The organism is Streptomyces sp. NBC_00442 (genome assembly GCF_036014195.1).
In the GTDB taxonomy this organism is placed as follows: Bacteria; Actinomycetota; Actinomycetes; order Streptomycetales; family Streptomycetaceae; genus Streptomyces.
This window is the reverse complement of sequence record NZ_CP107918.1, coordinates 5,088,086-5,106,694: the sequence shown is the minus strand read 5'-3', so window position 1 is coordinate 5,106,694 and position 18,609 is coordinate 5,088,086. Positions and strand designations below refer to the sequence as shown.

Here is an 18,609-nt window from a genome sequence, read left to right as displayed (position 1 = left end):
CGGTGCGCGCGGGTGGCGGTCTCTGTGCGAACGGGTTCGCGGGGGTGTCGTGGCGGGGTGCGCACCCTGGCGGGAATGTGCCATGTTCACATCACGTAACGGTCAACTCTCCACAAACAACAGTCATATACGCAATGCTCAGCGGTCATCCGGCACCGAAATACGAACCGTCTTTCACAAGCCGGACCCTTACCCACTTCACAGGGATGCTGAATGACCACTGAATCCCCGCGCCCCGCACCCGGGGCGAGACGCACGGCCCGAATAGCGGCGGCGGCCGGCCTGGTGGCCGCGCTCGTCACGGCGGGCGCGGCCCCGGCCTTCGCCGCCACCGGCGGAAGCGACCCGACGACCGCGCCCCCGGTGAAGACCGCTCCGGCCAAGACCGCCGACGACAAGCTCGGCAAGGCCGACGAGCAGCGTCTCGCCGAGGCGCAGGCCAAGGGCGACAAGAGCGTCACCGTCATGGTGGCGACCGCCCCGGGCGGCACCGCCGCCGTCTCGGGCCAGCTGCACTCGGTCGCGGGGGCGACCGTGGGCAAGCAGGACGACAAGCTCGGCTACGTCCGCGCGACCCTGCCGACCGCGAAGGCCGAAGCCGCCCTGAAGGCGGCCGCGAAGCTGCCCTCGGTGCACGGCATCGACCTCAAGCAGGACATTCAGCTGGACGACCCGACGCCGTCGGGCGACACCGCCACGTCCGCGAAGCAGCTGCGGACCTCGAACGGCTACCCGGCGCCGGGCAAGAACACGCCCGCGAAGAACCCGTACAACCCGAACTTCGAGACGGGCGCGGTCGACTTCGTCAAGCAGCACCCCACGGCGGACGGCCGCGGGGTCACGATCGGCGTCCTCGACTCGGGTGTCGACCTCGGTCACCCCGCGCTCCAGAAGACCACCACCGGCGAACGCAAGATCGTCGACTGGGTCACCTCGACCGACCCGGTGCAGGACAACGACGGCACCTGGCTGCGCGCCAACACCGCCGTCTCCGGGCCGACGTTCACCGCCGGCGGCAAGACGTGGACGGCCCCGGCGGGCTCCTACGACTTCTCCACCTTCGCCGAGAAGGTCACCAAGGGCGGCGACGCGGCCGGCGACCTGAACCGGGACGGCGACACCACCGACAGCTGGGGCGTGCTCTACGACCCGGCCGCCGGCACGGTCCGCGTCGACCTGAACAACAACAACGACTTCTCGGACGACGCCCCGATGAAGCCGTACAAGGACGGCTACCAGATCGGCTACTTCGGTACCGACAACCCGGCGACCGACGTCGTCGAGCGGGTGCCGTTCACCGTGGAGATCCGCAAGAACGTCGTGTACGACGCGGCCGGGCACACCTCGGACTACGTCAACATCGGCGTCATCGAGTCCGAGCACGGCACCCACGTCGCGGGCATCACCGCCGCGAACGGCCTGTTCGGCGGCAAGATGAGCGGTGCCGCGCCCGGCGCGAAGATCGTCTCCTCGCGTGCCTGCAACTGGGACGGCGGCTGCACCAACATCGCGCTGACCGAGGGCATGATCGACCTCGTCACCAACCGTCACGTCGACATCGTGAACATGTCGATCGGCGGGCTGCCGGCGCTCAACGACGGCAACAACGCGCGCGCCGAGCTCTACAAGCGCCTCATCGACACCTACGGCGTCCAGCTGGTCATCTCGGCCGGCAACGACGGTCCGGGCGTCAACACCATCGGCGACCCCGGCCTCGCCGACCACGTCATCTCCGTCGGCGCGAGCATCTCCAAGGACACCTGGGCCGCCAACTACGGCTCCGGCGTCTCCACGGACTACCAGATGATGCCGTTCTCCTCGCGCGGCCCGCGTGAGGACGGCGGCTTCACGCCGACCCTGACCGCCCCGGGCGCGGCCATCAACTCCACCGAGACCTGGCTGCCCGGCAGCCCGGTCAAGGAGGCGGGCTACAGCCTGCCGGCCGGCTACTCGATGCTCCAGGGCACCTCGATGGCCTCCCCGCAGGCGACCGGCGCATCGGCGCTGCTCATCTCGGCCGCCAAGCAGCAGGGCATCGACCTGCCTCCGGCCGATCTGCGCACCGCGCTGACGTCGACGGCCAAGCACATCAAGAACACCCAGTCCTACGCCGAGGGCGCGGGCCTCATCAACATCGTGGGCGCCTGGGACGCGGTCAAGCAGACCGCGAAGAAGCACGCCCCCGCGCACGAGTACACGGTCACCGCGCCGGTCTCCAGCGCGCTCGGCTTCGCGCTGAAGACCCCGAACGTCGGCACCGGCATCTACGACCGCGAGAGCGGCCTGAAGGCGGGCCAGAAGAAGACGTACGACGTCACGATCACCCGCACCACGGGCCCGGACGCGAACGTCAAGCACAAGCTGTCGCTGAAGAACGACGACGGCACGTTCACGATCCTCGGCGCGAAGGAGGTGAGCCTGCCGCTCGGCAAGCCCGTCACCGTCAAGGTGCAGGCGCGGCCGACGTCCGGCGGCGTGCACAGCGCGATCCTCCAGGCCGACGACGCCAAGACGGTCGGCGTCGACCAGCAGATCATGGCCACGGTCGTCGTCTCGACCCCGGTCGCGGGCCCCGGCTACACCTTCTCGGCGTCCTCGACGGTGCAGCGCAACTCGACCAAGTCGTACTTCGTGACCGTCCCGGCGGGCGCGAAGAACCTGGAGGTCCGCATGAGCGCGCTGCGCTCGGGCAGCCAGACCCGCTTCATCTCCATCCACCCCTACGGTGTGGCCCTGGACACGACGGCGACGCCGAACTGCTACCCGAACTACGACAACCCGGCCAACACCTGCCGTCCCGACCTGCGGTCGTACGCCAACCCGCAGGCCGGCGTCTGGGAGATCGAGGTCGAGGCGCGCCGTACGTCGCCGTACCTGGACAACTCCTTCAAGCTGGACGTCTCGGCGCTCGGCGTCACCTTCGACCCGGCCACCCAGACGGTGCCCGAGGCGAAGGCCGGCACCGCGGCTCCCGTGCAGTGGAAGGTCACCAACAACTTCGCCGCTCTGGACGGCAAGCTGAAGGGCGGCTCGCTGGGCTCGGCGAAGGTCGCGACCCCCACCATCAAGACCGGTGAGACGCAGACCAGCACGGTCACCATCGGCGCGGGCGTCGAGCACCTGGACGTCTCCATCGGCTCCACCTCGGACGCGGGCGCCGACCTCGACCTGTACGTCTTCGACCAGAGCGGCAAGGTCGTCGCGCAGGCCGCGACGAGCAGCGCCGACGAGGCCGTCAGCCTGGCCAAGCCGGCCGCGGGCACGTACACGATCCAGGTCGCCGGCTACTCGGTTCCGGCCGGGTCGACGACGTACGCCTACAAGGACGTGTACTTCGCGCCCTCGCTCGGCACCGTCAAGGTCGACGAGAGCACGACCGTCAAGCTCGCCGGCGGCGCTTCGGCGCAGGTCACGGCGGATGTCGTCGCGGCGGGCGCGGCTCCCGAGGGACGCCAGTTCTTCGGCACCGTGCAGCTCCTGAACGAGCGCGGCACCGCGGCGGGCACCGGCAACGTGATCATCGGGAAGGTCACGCAGTAACGGACCCGGCGGGAACGACGGCGGGGCGGGCGCTCATCACGAGCACCCGCCCCGCCTTTTCCGTACGCCGCCTTTTCCGTACGCCGGTTTCCAGTGCGCCCGGTCAGTCCTTGAGCGAGCCCAGGTCGTAGGCGTACGTGCCGACCGCGTACGCGATGACGTCGATGTTGAGGTCGAAGTACTTCTTGTCGATGTTCTTCAGGGTGTCGCCCTTCGCGTGGTAGTTGGGGTCGAAGGCCTCGCCGGCCGTGCCGCCCCACTTCTTCGCCTGCTCGGGCGTCTTGATCTCCTCGGCGCCGGTGTAGGTGCCGCCCGCCGGGATGCCGACCTCGATGAAGGGGCCGTAGTCGGAGCGGCCGTCGAAGTCGTAGCCCTCGTGCGGGACGCCCCGCCGGTCGAGGTAGGTGTTGATCAGGCCTTCGATCCCGGCCGATCCGGCCGGTCCCGGGCCCGCGCCCTTCTTGTCGGAGTCGTCGCCGTCGTAGACGAGCTGGGCGGCGTTGGGCGAGCCGATCATGTCGAAGTTCAGATACAGCTTGATCTGCTTCTCCTGCGCGTCGGTGAGGCTCTTCACATAGTGGTCCGAGCCGAGCAGGCCGAGCTCCTCGCCCGACCACCAGGCGAAGCGCACCTTGTTGGGGAGCGCCTTGGGATGCTTGCGGGTCTGCTTGGTCTCATCGGCGAGCTTGAGCGCCACTTCGAGCAGACCGGCCGAGCCGGAGCCGTTGTCGTTGATGCCGGGTCCCGCGGGCACCGAGTCGAGGTGGCTGCCGAGCGCGACCACGCTGTCGGGGTTGCCGGTGCGGGTCTCGGCGATCACGTTGCGGGTCTTCTTGGCGACGGATTCGGTGGCCACGTCCAGGGTGACCTTCACCGGGCCCCTGGCGAGCTGCCCGGCGAGGGCCTCGCCGTCGGCCAGCGAGATCCCGGCGGCCGGGATGTGCGCGTTCTGCGGCGCCTCGACCGTGCCGTGCACCGGGTCCGTCCCGGAGTGGTTGTAGAGGAGGACACCGGCCGCGCCCGCCTGCGCGGCGACGGCCTCCTTCTCCTTGAAGGTGCAGCTGCCGCGCTTGACCAGAGCGATCTTGCCCGTGAAGGAGCCCGAGGCGTAGTCGTCGGGCGAGCAGCCCGGGGTGTCGTCGACGCGGGCCGCCTTCACCTCCGCGGTGAGCCCGCCGGCGGGGGTGGCCTTGCTGAACTGGAATGCCGCGGTGGGCAGTTGGCGCCCGCCGGGGCCGTCCAGGGTCAGCTTCTCGCGCAGCGTCCTCGACTCGTAGAACGTGAAGTCCTGGTACGAGACGTCGTACCCGGCCCGCTTCAGCTGCCCGTACACATAGGCGGCCGAGGCGTCGTAGCCGGGGGTGCCCGCGGCGCGGTTGCCGCCGTTGGCGTCGGCGATCTTCTGGAGGGCCTCCAGGTGGCGGTAGGCGCTCTGTCCGGACGCCTCCTTGACCAGCTTTCTCGCGAGATGCGGATCGTGTCCGGGCCGGGCGGCGGCCGGTGTCGCGAGGGACAGCAGCACGGGGGCGGCGGCGAGGGCGGCTATGGCCCGGCTGCGGCGGGATACGGACACGGGAAATCCTCCGGAATGCGGTGCGGTGTCGCCGATGATCGACCGGCTTGCCAGGACCGTAGCCAGCAAAAACGGCCCCGTGGGGCATTTCGGGGCGGATGCAACACGGATGCCATGGACTTGTCACAAGTGGGCAGGTGTCCCACACCCCGGACAATGGATTGGACAAGTCCGCCGGGCGCCGACGCATCATGGGTGTGCCGGAGTCGTTCGAAGACCACGTGAGCTGCACGTGAGCAACAAAGGAGTCACCGTGAGGGTCGGAATCGTCGGAGCCACCGGGCAGGTCGGCTCAGTCATGCGCAGGATCCTCGTCGAGCGGGCCTTCCCCATCGACGAGCTGCGTCTGTTCGCCTCCGCGCGCTCCGCGGGCACGGTCCTGGACGGCGTGACCGTCGAGGACGCGTCCACCGCCGACTACTCGAACCTGGACATCGTGCTGTTCTCGGCGGGCGGCGCCACCTCGCGCGCCCTGGCCGAGAAGGTCGCTTCGCAGGGCCCCGTCGTGATCGACAACTCCTCCGCCTGGCGCGGCCACCCCGAGGTGCCCCTCGTGGTCTCCGAGGTCAACCCGCACGCGGTCCGCAACCGCCCCAAGGGCATCATCGCCAACCCGAACTGCACCACGATGGCCGCGATGCCGGTCCTGCGCGCGCTGCACGCCGAGGCCGGCCTCACCGCGCTGGTCGCCACCACCTACCAGGCCGTCTCCGGCTCGGGCCTGGCGGGCGTGGCCGAGCTGTACACCCAGACGCAGAAGGTGGCGGCCGAAGCGGACCGGCTGACCTTCGACGGCGAGGCCGTCGAGTTCCCCGAGCCCGCCGTCTACAAGCGGCCCATCGCCTTCAACGTGCTCCCGCTCGCGGGCAGCATCGTCGACGACGGCTCCTTCGAGACGGACGAGGAGCAGAAGCTGCGCAACGAGTCCCGCAAGATCCTGGAGATCCCGGAGCTCAAGGTGTCCGGCACCTGTGTCCGCGTGCCGGTCTTCTCGGGCCACTCGCTCCAGCTCAACGCCCGCTTCGAGCGTCCGCTCGGCGTGGAGCGCGCGTACGAGCTCCTCAAGGACGCGCCCGGCGTCGAGCTCTCCGAGATCCCGACGCCGCTCCAGGCGGCGGGCAAGGACGCCTCGTACGTGGGCCGCATCCGGGTCGACGAGACCGTGGAGAACGGTCTCGCGCTCTTCGTCTCCAACGACAACCTCCGCAAGGGCGCTGCGCTCAACGCCGTCCAGATCGCGGAACTGGTCGCAGCCGAGCTGAAGGCCTGACCCCCCTTTCGCCCGTCTTCCCACCCGCCCACCCGCCCGTGCGGCGGGGCCGGGTGGGCCCAGCCCCCTGGGGCTCCGCCCCAGACCCCGATCGCGCCTGAAGGGCGCTCGTCCTCAAACGCCGGACAGGCTGAAGATGCCCATGCGGGCCGGCGCCGAGTAGGTCAGGGGCGCGGAGCCGTGACACGTGCGCGGCGCCGCCACGGTGAGCGCCACCACCCCACACCGGGTGCCCCACTAGGGGCGCGGGGAACCGCGCGAGCAAGCGGGCACGGTCCGCAGACGAACGCGGGGCGGAGCCGGACAGGCTGAAGATGCCCATGCCGGCCGGCACCGAGTAGGTCAGGGGCCCGGAGCCGTGACACGTGCGCGACTCCGCCACGGTGAGCGCCACCACCCCACACCGGGTGCCCCACTAGGGGCGCGGGGAACCGCGCGAGCAAGCGGGCACGGTCCGCAGACGAACGCGGGGCGGAGCCGGACAGGCTGAAGATGCCCATGCCGGCCGGCGCCGAGTAGGTCAGGGGCGCGGGGAACCGCGCGAGACGCGGGCACGGTCCGCGGACGAACGCGGGGGCGGAGCCGGACGGGCTGGAGATGCGCAGGCCGCCCGGCATCGAGCAGTCCGGGGCGCGGGGAACCGCGCGGGCGGGTCCCCGGGGGTCGGCCCCGGGCCTTCGTCGCGTCTGGACGGCGCTCGTTCACCCGCCAAAAACGGCCATCGCGCTGCCCGCAATCCGCGTGCAAGGATGGCCGGAACGTCACGATCTGATGGAACTGAAGCATCTGAAGGAGATGACCGGGTGCCTGGCACGAATCTGACCCGTGAAGAGGCGCAGCGGCGCGCGGCCCTGCTCACCGTTGACTCGTACGAGATCGAGCTCGACCTGAGCGGCGCACAAGAGGGCGGAACCTATCGTTCCGCCACCACCGTGCGCTTCGATGCCGCCGAGGCCGGGGCGGAGACCTTCATCGACCTGGTCGCACCGACCGTGCACGAGGTCGTCCTGAACGGCGCCGCCCTGGACGCGGCCGCCGTGTTCGCCGACTCGCGGATCGCCCTGACCGGGCTGACGGCGGGCCGCAACGAGCTCAAGGTGGTGGCCGACTGCGCCTACACCAACACCGGCGAGGGCCTGCACCGCTTCGTGGACCCGGTGGACCAACAGGCCTATTTGTACACGCAGTTCGAGGTCCCCGACGCCCGCCGCGTCTTCGCCTCGTTCGAGCAGCCCGACCTGAAGGCGACCTTCCAGTTCACCGTGAAGGCACCGAGCGGCTGGACGGTGGTCTCCAACTCGCCGACCCCGGAGCCCAAGGACGACCTCTGGGTCTTCGAGCCCACGCCGCGCATCTCCTCGTACATCACCGCGCTGATCGTGGGCCCGTACCACGCGGTGCACTCCTCCTACGAGGGCCCGCACGGCCAGACCGTGCCGCTGGCCGTCTACTGCCGCCCCTCGCTCGCCGAGTTCCTCGACGCGGACGACATCTTCGAGGTCACCCGGCAGGGCTTCGACTGGTTCCAGGAGAAGTTCGACTACGCCTACCCGTTCGCCAAGTACGACCAGCTCTTCGTGCCGGAGTTCAACGCGGGCGCGATGGAGAACGCGGGCGCGGTCACCATCCGCGACCAGTACGTGTTCCGCTCCAAGGTGACGGACGCCGCGTACGAGCGCCGCGCCGAGACCATCCTGCACGAGCTGGCCCACATGTGGTTCGGCGACCTCGTGACCATGGAGTGGTGGAACGACCTGTGGCTGAACGAGTCGTTCGCCACCTACACCTCGGTCGCCTGCCAGGCCCACGCGCCGGGCTCGAAGTGGCCGAACGCGTGGACCACGTTCGCGAACTCCGAGAAGACCTGGGCCTATCGCCAGGACCAGCTGCCGTCCACGCACCCGATCATGGCCGAGATCAACGACCTCGACGACGTCCTGGTCAACTTCGACGGCATCACGTACGCCAAGGGTGCCTCGGTCCTCAAGCAGCTCGTCGCCTACGTCGGCATGGACGAGTTCTTCCAGGGCGTGCAGGCCTACTTCAAGGCGCACGCCTTCGGCAACACGCGCCTTCCCGACCTGCTCGGCGCGCTGGAGAAGACCTCGGGCCGCGACCTGAAGACCTGGTCGAAGGCGTGGCTGGAGACGGCCGGCATCAACATCCTGCGCCCCGAGATCGCGGTGGACGACTCCGGCGTCGTCACCTCCTTCGCCGTCCGCCAGGAGGCCCCGGCGCTGCCGGCCGGCGCGAAGGGCACCTCCACCCTGCGCCCGCACCGCATCGCGATCGGCCTGTACGACCTCGACGCGGCGGGCAAGCTGGTGCGTTCCGACCGCATCGAGCTGGACATCGACGGTGAACTCACCGCCGTGGACGCCCTGGTGGGCAAGGCACGCCCCGCGGTCGTGCTGCTCAACGACGACGACCTGTCCTACGCGAAGGTCCGTCTCGACGAGGAGTCCCTGCGCGTCGTCACCGAGCACCTGGGCGACTTCACGGAGTCCCTGCCGCGCGCCCTGTGCTGGGCGTCGGCGTGGGACATGACCCGCGACGGCGAACTGTCCACGCGCGACTACCTGGCGCTGGTCCTGTCGGGTGTCACCAAGGAGTCCGACATCGGTGTGGTGCAGTCCCTGCACCGCCAGGTGAAGCTGGCCATCGACCTGTACGCGGCGCCCGAGTGGCGTGACACGGGTCTGACCCAGTGGACCGAGGCGACGCTGGCGCACCTGCGGACCGCCGAGCCCGGCAGCGACCACCAGCTCGCGTGGGCCCGCGCCTTCGCGGCGACCGCCCGCACCCCGCAGCAACTCGACCTGCTCCAGGCCCTGTTGACGGGCGCGGAGGTCATCGAGGGCCTGACCGTCGACACCGAGCTGCGCTGGGCGTTCGTGGAGCGGCTCGCCGCGACCGGCATCCTGGACGAGGCGGAGATCGCGGCGGAGCTGGAGCGCGACAAGACGGCGGCGGGCGAGCGCCACGCGGCGACGGCGCGGGCCGCACGGCCGACGCCGGAGGCGAAGGCCGAGGCGTGGGAGTCGGTCGTCGAGAGCAACACGCTCCCGAACGCGGTCCAGGAGGCGGTCATCGCCGGCTTCGTCCAGACCGACCAGCGCGAGCTCCTCGCCCCGTACACCTCGTCGTACTTCGAGGTGGTCAAGGGCCTGTGGGAGTCCCGCTCCAACGAGATCGCCCAGCAGATCGCGGTGGGCCTGTACCCGGCGCTCCAGGTCTCCCAGGAGACCCTGGACACCACGGACGCCTGGCTCGCCTCGGCCGCGCCGAACGCGTCCCTGCGCCGCCTGATGTCGGAGTCCCGCTCGGGCATCGAGCGCGCCCTGCGGGCGAGGGCGGCCGACGCGCAGTCCGCGTAAGGCAGTCCGCGTACGGGAGTCCGCGTACGGGAGTCCGCGTACGGGAGTCCGCGTTACGGAAAGGGGCAGGGGGCGCCGTCCCCCTGCCCCGGCCCGCGCCCTACCCCGGCCAGCCCGTCCCCCGCGCCGCGGCCTCCCGCCGCCGGCGTCACCCGGCCGCCACGTCCGGTAGGGGATGGCCGGGCGTGTCCAGCCAGGCCCGCTCTCCCGCGCCGTCCACGGTCAGCCCGAACCGGTCGAACCCGGGGCGCCCCTGCCCGTCCCACCATCGCAGAGCGGTTTCCACCTCGTCCCACAGCCGGCGGGGCCCCGACTGCCAGACGCGCGTGCCGCCACCGTCCCGGAACTGGACGCACGCCCAGGAGCGGCAGCCCGACAACGCGTAGAACCAGACGGCCCGCGCTCCCTCGTCCTTCTCGGCGACCGTCCGCACACAGTCCCGTACGCACAGGCCGACGGCGAAGTCCTGCGGACTGAACGGTCCCCGCGCAAAGTGTTCCTCCGTGATCGCGGTGACCGACTCGTCGCCGTCGACGACACCGTGCGGAACGTACGAGGAGTGGGACACGTCGGGCCGGCGTTGCTCGCGGAGCTTCATGAACTCGACCGGCCCCGTGAACGTCCCCGAGGCGCTCTCCCCGTCGTCGGCGACGACCAGGCGGGCGACGGCATCCCCGTTGCCGAAGTGCGTTCCCCAGGGGGCGACGATGATCCCGCCGGGCACGGACTGTTCCACCCACGCGTAGGGGACGGACCGAAGCCCGCAGGTGGCCACGGTGCGGTCGTAGCGCGCCCCTTGCGGGCACCCCTTGAATCCGTCACCGTGGACCACGCGAACCCCAGCCATGCCGAAGCGTGCCAGGGCGGCTCGTGCGGCCGCCGCGACGGCGGCGTCCACCTCGACGGTCACGACGTTCACGGCGCCCAGCCGATGGGCGAGCAGCGCCGCGTTCCATCCGGTGCCGGTACCGATCTCCAGCACCCGGTTCCCGGGCCGCACGTCCAGGTCCCGGAGCATGGAGAACACGACGCTGGGCATGGATGCCGAGCTCGTCGCGGCACGTCCGGGCCCACGGCCGACGTGAGCACCGTCGTCCCACTGCGTGACGATCGGCCCGTCGGCGTCGGCGTACTGATACCAGCGGTCCGGTTCCTCCGCCCGGGAGACGGCGACGCTCCGCCCCGTCTCCATGTCGAAGGGCCAGACGAGGTCGGGCAGGAAGGCCGCGCGCGGAACGGCGGCGAAGGAGGGCGCCCAGTCCGAGGTGAGCACGCCGCCGGACATGAGGGCGCGCCCCAGCCCGGTACGGCTGGGGCGCTCCTGCTGTGCGTCGGGGTTCATCGGTCAGCCGGCCTTCGGCGGGTTCGGAACTCCCGGTCCCCCATCGGGAGTTGGGGGCTGATGCGGACCGGGGTACGGCGTACCGGGGAGCTTGTCGCCGCCCTTGGCCAGTGTGGCACTCATGCTGTTCTCCTCTGCCATGACAATGATCTACAGGGATCTACAGGGGTTTCACCGCGGGATCCGATGGGGCCACCCGGGGATCCCGGGGGTGCCCCAACCGGGCGTGCGTCGAGGCGAGTTCGACCCATTGGACCGCCAGTTCCCGGTCGCTGGTCTCGGCCGCCTCGATGGCGATCGACTTGACCAACGCGCAGGCCGGGCAGGAGCGCGGGTCGATCGGACCCGGCCGGGGCCTCATGAAGTCCGTGGCTCGCACGGCGGCCGGGTTCAGCACGACGCCCTTGCGCTCAGCACGCGTCGTCGCGGTCGTGCGGGTGACACCGAAGGCGCCAACTGGCCCGCGCCACACCGTCGGCGTCACCCGCCATGTGGGCGCGCGCCCGCGCCCGGCTCGCCGCCCCGCAGGTGTCACAGCCGGACACGGGAACAGCGTCGAGCGGGCCGGCGGGGTGCGACGGATGCGAAGGGTGTGATGGGTGCGGAGGAAGGGGCTGAGCCATGAGTCGATCACTCCTCTCTGTAGTGGTTTCACTACCAGGAGCCATCAGCGTGTCCTAGGGTCGGGAACCAATCAACGTGGCAAACACGCACGGAAGGTTGGTGAAGTCCCGGTGAACCGCAAGGAGTTGCAGCCCGACGCCAGTCCTCAAGCCGCGTTCGGGGCGCGTCTGCGCAGCGCGCGGGAGGCACGCGGCTGGAAGCAGGAGGACCTCGGCGAACAGATGGGGTACTCCGGTACGCACGTGTCGGCCGTCGAAACCGGCCGCAAGATGCCAACTCTGCGCTTCTCGCGCAGGGCCGACGTCGCCTTCGGCCTCGTGGGCGCCCTCGACACGTTCGAGCGCGACTGGCGCGAGATCCGGCACGGCTCGCTCCTGGAGGGGTTCCCGGAGTACGTGGGCCACGAGAGCCGGGCGGCGGAGATCCGTCTGTACGAGGTGGGCATCGTCCCCGGCCTGCTACAGACACCTGAGTACGCGGCCGTCCTCGCGGGGAGCGCCGTAAAACGGGGCGCCATCACGCCCGAACAGGCAGCGGAACGCATGGAGCTCGTCGCCGAACGCCAAGCGGCGATCGCCAGGACGCCACCACCGATGGTCTTCGTGGTGCTGGACGAGAGTTGCCTACGCAGGCCTGTCGGCGGTGCCGCTGTCATGGATGCCCAGTGCGAGCGGTTGTTGAGCTTTGCCGAGCTCCCGAACACCGTCCTTCAAGTCGCGCCGTTCAGCATGGGAGAACGCCGACCGTTCAACCTGCCCGTCACCGTGCTGACGAGCGCCGACCGCTCGCTCATGTCGTACGCGGAGTCGTCCCAACGAGGCCACCTGGAGCGGGAATCCACTGCGGTTCTCCCCATGCTGCGCACTTACCATCAACTACAGGCGGAGTCACTCTCCCAAGCGGCGTCCGTGGCCATGATCAGCGAGATACGAAGGGGCACCCCGTGACACCCGAACCCTCCCCCCGTTGGTTCACATCCTCGTACAGCGACAACGGCGGCCAGTGCATACAGGTCGCCACCAACCTGGCCCTCGCCGGCCACGGCGTCGTCCCCGTCCGGGACAGCAAGAACCCCAACGGCCCGACCCTGCGCCTCACCCCGGGCGCGTTCCTCGGCCTCGTGGACTTCGCCAAGCGGGCCGGCGCGTAACGGGGTGAGCGTGTGGCCCCCCCATGGAAGCCGCCCGGCGGACGGGCGTCGATGCGCAACCGTTCCGCCGGGCGGGGGTGGAGGGGGAGGGACCGAGGTCAGCCGGTCAACTCCGTGTAGCGGCGGCGCAGTTCGGCCGCACCCTCGGTCGTGAGGGAGCCGTGCAGCCGCATCCGGGCCACCCCGCCGTCGGGGAACGCGTCCAGACGGACATGGGTCGCCACCGCCTGGGCCGGGAGGCGGAACCGGTGCAGGGTGTCGGGCTGAAGACGCGTACGCGGGATGATCTCGAACCACTCCCCCGTCTCGCCGTTGCGCCCGCTCAGCGCGATCCAGCCCGCCGAGTTCCCCTTCAGGTACGCCGTGTCGATCTCGACCGCCCTGATCGCCCCCTGTGCGACCAGCCGGAAGCGCACCCAGTCATTGGTGTCGCGGACACGGCGACGGCGGTTCTCCCAGCCGTCGTCCATCTTGCGGGAGGTGCCGGGCAGGATGATCTGCGTCGGCGAGGAGTAGAACTTGTCCGAAGCATCCTCGTACGAACCGCCGTTGACGACCGCGACGAGGTCGATCGTGCCGAGCGTGTCGAGCCACTCCGGGTCCGGTACGACCTCGCCGTGCACACGCAGGCGGGCGACGCCGCCGTCGGGGTGCTGGCAGAGCCGGATGTGGGTGTAGCGGCGGCCGGTGGTGATCTCGAAGCCGTTCTCCGCGTGGCCGCGCACCGGCGTCGGCGCGACGATCTCGTCCCACTTCACGTCGTCCGCGAGGAGCCGCTCGGGGCTGGGCGAGCCCTCGACGGCCGTGGCCTGTATGGAGATCCGCTGCGGGTAGTTGCCGCGGAAGTGCGCCGTGTCGACGACGATGCCCTTGATCACGCCGGGCGCGCCGAGGCGTACGAGCGCCCAGTCGTGGTCCCCGGGCGCGGGGAAGACGTGGTCGGCGTCGGCCCCGCGGCGACGGCGGGTCTCCCAGCCGTCCATGATCTTGCCCTTGTGCCCGAAGTGCTCCGGGTCGAAGACGGCACGCTCACGGACGAGGAGGTTCTCGCGTTCGGCGAAGAACTCGTCGTTGGCGGCGATGACTCCGGCGCCGAGCCTGCGGTCCGCGAGGTCGACGAGCTCGGTGAAGGAGAACTCCCCCGAGCGGTAGTCGGCGTACGGGTCGCCGCCGCCGTAGGGCGCGGCGTCGTTGGCGTGCGGGTCCGCTTCGGATGCGTGGGCGAGGTTCTCGGTGGCGGAAGTCATGTCTTGACTCTCCGCCACTCGACAGCTCACGTCCATCGAATGTTTCCGCACAGTCCTTTCGCGATTACTGAACGGTTCGACCGCGGTTGATTCGGTCGGCTCGGGCGGGTGGCTCTCGTCCGGGCGGCCGTCTGGCCACTTGTGGCCACTTCCCGGAACGGCCCGCGGCCGTTGCCATACTCCCGGCATGAATGCGGAGAAGATCAACGCGGCGGACGCCGGCACCTGGAAGCTCGGCGACCTCGACGTCAACCGGATCGGCTTCGGCACGATGCGGCTGCCGCAGCGGGGCGCGGCTCTGCGCGCCGACGCCGTCCCCCGGGACCGCGAGGAAGCAATCGCCGTTCTGCGCAAGGCGGTTGAGCTCGGCGTGAACCACATCGACACGGCGGCGTTCTATTTCTCCCCGCTGCGTTCCTCGAACGAGCTGATCAACCGGGCGCTCGCCCCGTACGCCGAAGGGCTCGTCATCACCACCAAGGTCGGGCCCGCGCGCGTGCCCTCGGGAGAGTGGGGTGAGCACGCCAGGACGCCGCGGGCGCTGCGCGGGCAGGTCGAGGAGAACCTGCGCCAGCTCGGCCGGGACCACCTGGACGTGGTGAACCTCCGTGTCGTCGGGCCCGATTCGGTCGCCGAGCGCTTCGGTGCGCTTGCCGAGCTGCGCGAGGCCGGGCTCATCCGCCACCTGGGCCTGTCCAACGTGGGCCCTGCCCACCTCGACGAGGCGCTGGCCATCGCGCCGGTCGTCTGCGTACAGAATCCGTACGGCATCGGCGCGTCCGCCGAGCAGGAGGACATGCTGCGGCTGTGCGGCGAGCGGGGCATCGCGTTCGTGCCGTTCTACGCGATCGCGGGTGCGGGGCGCGAGGCGGGCGCGGGTGGGGCGCAGAGCGCGGAGAGCGAGCAGGTGCTGGCGGTCGCGCGGGAGCGCGGGGTGAGCGCGGCGCGGATCCGTCTCGCGTGGACGCTGCACCGGGGGCCGCACGTCCTGGCCATCCCCGGCACCGGGGACGTGGCCCACCTCGCCGACAACGTGGCGGCGGGCGCGCTCCGGCTCACGCCAGGCGAGCTGACCCGCCTCGACACGCACCACCCGTAGGGACGACCCGCACGCAAACGCCGGGGCCCCCAAGGCCTCAAGGGCCAGGGGGGGACCTCCATGACAGGCTGAGGTGGCCTCTACCGAGCCCCGTTAGGGGCGCGGGGAACTGCGCGAGAAGCGAGCACGGTCCGCAGACGAAAGCGGGGTTCCCAGGGGCGCGGGGCACTGCGCGGGTGGCCCGGTCTTGAAGGTCCACCCCCCCGCGGAGCGCCTACGCGTCGGCGGCCACATCCCGCAGCGCGCCCAGCACGCGCGCCAGAGCCGGCCCCCCCTCCGCACCCCGCCGCACCGCCGCCACCACATGCCGCCGCGGCTGATCCGCACTGAGCACCCGCGTGACAACGCCCCCGCGACGGTCCGCCGCCGCCATGCGAGGCACGAGCGCCACCCCCATCCCGGCCTCCACCATGGCCAGGATCGCGGTCCATCCGGCCGCGCTGTGCGCCTGCTCCGGGACGAATCCGGCCGCCTCGCAGGCCGCGGTGGTGATCTCCGACCAGGGACCGCTGCCGCCGAAGATCCATGCCTCGTGCGCCAGGTCGGCGAGGCGCAGGCCCGGTTCGGCGGCGAGCGGGTGCCCGGCGGGCAGGGCCACGTCCAGCGGGTCGGTGAGCAGGGGCAGGAGGGCGAACTTGGGGTCGCGGGCGCTCGGCGCGTGGGCCGCGAGCGACAGGGCGAGATCCACCGACCCGGCCGAGAGCAGCTCGTACGCCTCGGCCGCCTCGGCCTCCCGTACCCGTACCTCAAGGGCGGGATGGCTGCGGCGCAGCTGCTGCACGGCGGGGACGACGAGGGCGGGCACCGCGGTCGAGAACGCCCCGACCCGCACCTCCCCCGCCTCGCCCTGCAGATAGCCCGCCAACTCGGCGTCCGCACGCTCCAGTTGGGCGAAGACTGCTTCGGCATGGCGCAGCACGAGGTGGGCGGCGTCGGTGAGGCGGACGCGGCGGCCGTGCGCTTCGAGCAGGGGCACGCCGAGCTGCTTGGCGAGGTTGGACAGCTGCTGCGAGACCGCCGAGGGCGTCATGAGCAGCACCTCGGCGGTCGCGGTCACGGTGCCCTGCTCGCGCAGGGTCCGCAGGATGTGGAGTTTCTTGATGTCCCACTCGCTCATGGGACGCAACATACCGGCGCCGCCACGGCGCGGCTCACCTGCGGCTTCCCAGGACCACTCCGCCGAGGATGAGCGCCATGCACACCAGCTGCGCGGGGCCCATGGACTCGCCGAGCAGGGGGTAGGACAGCAGGGCCACACAGACCGGCTGGAGGTAGTAGACGACGCCGGCGCGGGCGGCGCCGATGAGGGAGATCGCCTTGTTCCAGGCGAAGAAGGCGACGGCCGAGGAGAGCACCCCGACATAGACGAGCGGGCCGACGGTGGCGGTCGTCGCGGCGAAGCCGCCCTGGACGGCGAGGCTGATGCCGTAGGCCGGGGCGAGCATGAGCGCGCCGAGCACGAAGGTGGTCAACAGGAATGTGAGGGAGCCGAGTTCGGCCGGGCGGCGGCGCAGCAGCACGCTGTACGAGGCGAAGCTGAGGGCGGCCGCGACCATCCAGAGGTCGCCTGGGGCGAGGTCGAGATCGAGCGAGCCCTTGCTGACCAGGAGCAGCACGCCGGCGACGGCGACGAGCAGGCCGACGGTGCGCCGCGCACCGAGCCGGCCGCCGGTGAGGCGTTCATGGACGGCCATCAGGACCGGCGACGCGGCCATGATCATGCCCATGTTGCCGGCCGACGTGGAGGTGCCGGCCTGGTTGACGAGGGTGTTGTACACGGTGATGCCGAGCAGTGAGGCGATCGTGAGGTAGCCCAAGTGGCGTCGGATCAGGGCGCGTTGGCGCCAGGCCTCGCGGGCGGCGAACGGTGCGACGGCGACGATGGCGATCAGCCAGCGCCAGAAGGCGGCCTGGACGGGCGGCACCGAGTCGTGCAGCGCCCGGCTCGCGACGAAGCTCCCGGACCAGACGACCGTCGCGACGGCCGCGAGGGCGAGCCCGAGCCCGGAGGCTCCGCCCGCCTTCCCGGCCGCGGTGGTGCGCGGTGTGCTGCGGACGTGGTCCAGGGCGGTCACGATGACTCCGTTTCGGGGCGGCGGGGTGGGGTGTGCCCCTAAGGTCGCACCGCAGGAACGGTCACGTCCATCGAAAGTTTACGGCGATTATATTCAGCAGAACTGAATGGTGGTGTCGCATCCTGGGCGGGGTCCCCGGAGGGGAGCTTCCGGGGAGCGGCCGCGGCCCGGGTGGCCTGCCCGGCGAGGGTGGCGGCGACGGCGATCGCCATCCCGAGAAGCTGTACGGGGGCGAGGGCCTGACCCAGGGCCGCCCAGCCGATGACGGCGGCGCTGAGCGGGGAGAGCGGGCCGAGGAAGGTGACGGAGGTCGCGGTCATGCGGCCGATGCCGCGGAACCAGAGCCAGTACGCGACGGCCGTGTTCACCAGGGCGAGGTAGAGGTATCCGGCGAGGTTGCGTGCGTCGAGCGCGGGCGGGGCGCCTTCGGCGAGGAAGGCGACGGGCGCGATGAGGAGTCCGCCCGCGGTGAGCTGCCAGCCGGTCAGGACCAGCGGCCCCGCACCTTCGGGGCGCCCCCACCGCTTGGTGAACACCGTCCCCGCGGACATCGAGGCGGAGGAGCCGAGTGCGGCGATCACCCCGATCGCGTCGAAGGCGCCGGCCGCCTTCAGGACCACCAGGCTGACGCCGAGGGCCGCGGCGATGCCGGTGAGCAGGGTTCGCCGGGTGGGCCTCTCGCCCAGGAACAGGGCGGCCAGCCCGGCCACCCAGAGCGGCCCGACCGACCCGATCACGGCGGCCATTCCGCCGGGGAGCCGGTAGGCGGAGAGGAAGAGGAGCGGGAAGAACGCGCCGATGTTGAGCGCGCCGAGCACGGCTGACTTCCACCACCAGGCGCCGCGCGGCAGCCGCCTGGTGAGCCCCACCAGAGCGATGCCGGCGGGCAGGGCGCGCATCATGCCGGTGAACAACGGGCGGTCGGCGGGGAGGAATTGAGTGGTGACGAAGTAGGTGGAGCCCCAGGAGATGGGGGCGAGGGCGGTGAGGGCGGGGGTGGTGAGGCGGTGGTGCGGCTTCAGCTTCAGGTTCGGCTTCATGTTCATGGAATGGGTCCCTTTCGGGGGCGGGTGGGTGCGGGCCGAGGGCGCGTTCGGACCGTGCGTGGCCGCTCGCGCCCACTGCGGCGGAGCCGCGCAAAGTCACAGCCCCGCGCCCCTTGAACCCGGCTTTCGTGTGCGGACCGTGCTCGCTTCTCGCGCGGTTCCCCGCGCCCCTCAACTACGCGGTGCCGGGCGGCATGGGCGACCCCGGCCCGTCATGGGGTCCCCCCTGACCCTCAGGCCTTGGGGGAGATTGAGGACAAGCGCCC

13 protein-coding genes are annotated in these 18,609 nt (G+C 71.0%); 6 read left to right on the top strand and 7 right to left on the bottom strand.

The genetic code is table 11. The features are described 5' to 3' along the window. Positions 1-213 precede the first annotated feature (213 nt). Positions 214-3,540, top strand: a complete 3,327-nt coding sequence (locus OG432_RS22775) for a S8 family serine peptidase (protein ID WP_328312804.1) — start codon at positions 214-216, stop codon at positions 3,538-3,540. A 103-nt stretch (positions 3,541-3,643) separates the two neighbouring features. Here OG432_RS22775 and OG432_RS22770 read toward each other — a convergent pair whose 3' ends face one another. Next, positions 3,644-5,113 (bottom strand): M28 family metallopeptidase, encoded by a 1,470-nt coding sequence (locus OG432_RS22770; protein ID WP_328312803.1) that lies wholly within the window; start codon positions 5,111-5,113, stop codon positions 3,644-3,646. A gap of 253 nt (positions 5,114-5,366) precedes the next feature. Here OG432_RS22770 and OG432_RS22765 point away from each other — a divergent pair, with 253 nt between their 5' ends. Together OG432_RS22765 and pepN are read left to right on the top strand one after the other, a co-directional pair. Beyond that, positions 5,367-6,383, top strand: coding sequence for an aspartate-semialdehyde dehydrogenase (locus tag OG432_RS22765; protein ID WP_328312802.1), 1,017 nt, complete (start codon positions 5,367-5,369; stop codon positions 6,381-6,383). Positions 6,384-7,186: 803 nt separating this feature from the next. Further along, positions 7,187-9,760, top strand: coding sequence for an aminopeptidase N (gene pepN / locus OG432_RS22760; RefSeq protein ID WP_328312801.1), 2,574 nt, complete (start codon positions 7,187-7,189; stop codon positions 9,758-9,760). A gap of 148 nt (positions 9,761-9,908) precedes the next feature. Here pepN and OG432_RS22755 read toward each other — a convergent pair whose 3' ends face one another. Further along, positions 9,909-11,102 (bottom strand): methyltransferase domain-containing protein, encoded by a 1,194-nt coding sequence (locus OG432_RS22755; RefSeq protein WP_328312800.1) that lies wholly within the window; start codon positions 11,100-11,102, stop codon positions 9,909-9,911. A 160-nt stretch (positions 11,103-11,262) separates the two neighbouring features. Beyond that, complete coding sequence (locus OG432_RS22750; protein WP_328312799.1) at positions 11,263-11,586, bottom strand: hypothetical protein; 324 nt, start codon at positions 11,584-11,586, stop codon at positions 11,263-11,265. Between the two features lie 250 nt (positions 11,587-11,836). On the opposite strand from OG432_RS22750, the gene OG432_RS22745 reads away from it, so the two are divergent. Both OG432_RS22745 and OG432_RS22740 read left to right on the top strand, forming a co-directional pair. Further along, positions 11,837-12,673, top strand: coding sequence for a helix-turn-helix domain-containing protein (locus tag OG432_RS22745; protein WP_328312798.1), 837 nt, complete (start codon positions 11,837-11,839; stop codon positions 12,671-12,673). Then, positions 12,670-12,876 carry a DUF397 domain-containing protein gene (locus OG432_RS22740; protein ID WP_328312797.1) on the top strand — a complete coding sequence of 69 codons (207 nt, stop codon included), beginning with the start codon at positions 12,670-12,672 and terminating at the stop codon, positions 12,874-12,876. The genes OG432_RS22745 and OG432_RS22740 overlap by 4 nt, the downstream gene beginning before the upstream one ends. Positions 12,877-12,974: 98 nt before the next feature. Here OG432_RS22740 and alc read toward each other — a convergent pair whose 3' ends face one another. Beyond that, complete coding sequence (gene alc / locus OG432_RS22735; RefSeq protein WP_328312796.1) at positions 12,975-14,123, bottom strand: allantoicase; 1,149 nt, start codon at positions 14,121-14,123, stop codon at positions 12,975-12,977. Between the two features lie 187 nt (positions 14,124-14,310). Here alc and OG432_RS22730 point away from each other — a divergent pair, with 187 nt between their 5' ends. Beyond that, a complete protein-coding gene (locus tag OG432_RS22730) occupies positions 14,311-15,222 on the top strand; it encodes an aldo/keto reductase (RefSeq protein ID WP_328312795.1) in 912 nt (303 codons plus the stop codon). A 214-nt stretch (positions 15,223-15,436) separates the two neighbouring features. Here OG432_RS22730 and OG432_RS22725 read toward each other — a convergent pair whose 3' ends face one another. The 3 genes from OG432_RS22725 to OG432_RS22715 are packed head-to-tail and all read right to left on the bottom strand — an operon-like array spanning position 15,437 to position 18,343. Next, positions 15,437-16,339 carry a LysR substrate-binding domain-containing protein gene (locus OG432_RS22725; protein ID WP_328312794.1) on the bottom strand — a complete coding sequence of 301 codons (903 nt, stop codon included), beginning with the start codon at positions 16,337-16,339 and terminating at the stop codon, positions 15,437-15,439. Between the two features lie 34 nt (positions 16,340-16,373). Next, complete coding sequence (locus OG432_RS22720) at positions 16,374-17,297, bottom strand: DMT family transporter (RefSeq protein ID WP_328312793.1); 924 nt, start codon at positions 17,295-17,297, stop codon at positions 16,374-16,376. A 38-nt stretch (positions 17,298-17,335) separates the two neighbouring features. Continuing rightward, the gene (locus tag OG432_RS22715) at positions 17,336-18,343 is read right to left on the bottom strand and encodes an EamA family transporter (protein ID WP_328312792.1); all 1,008 of its coding nucleotides are present in this window, start codon (positions 18,341-18,343) and stop codon (positions 17,336-17,338) included. Positions 18,344-18,609: the final 266 nt, after the last annotated feature.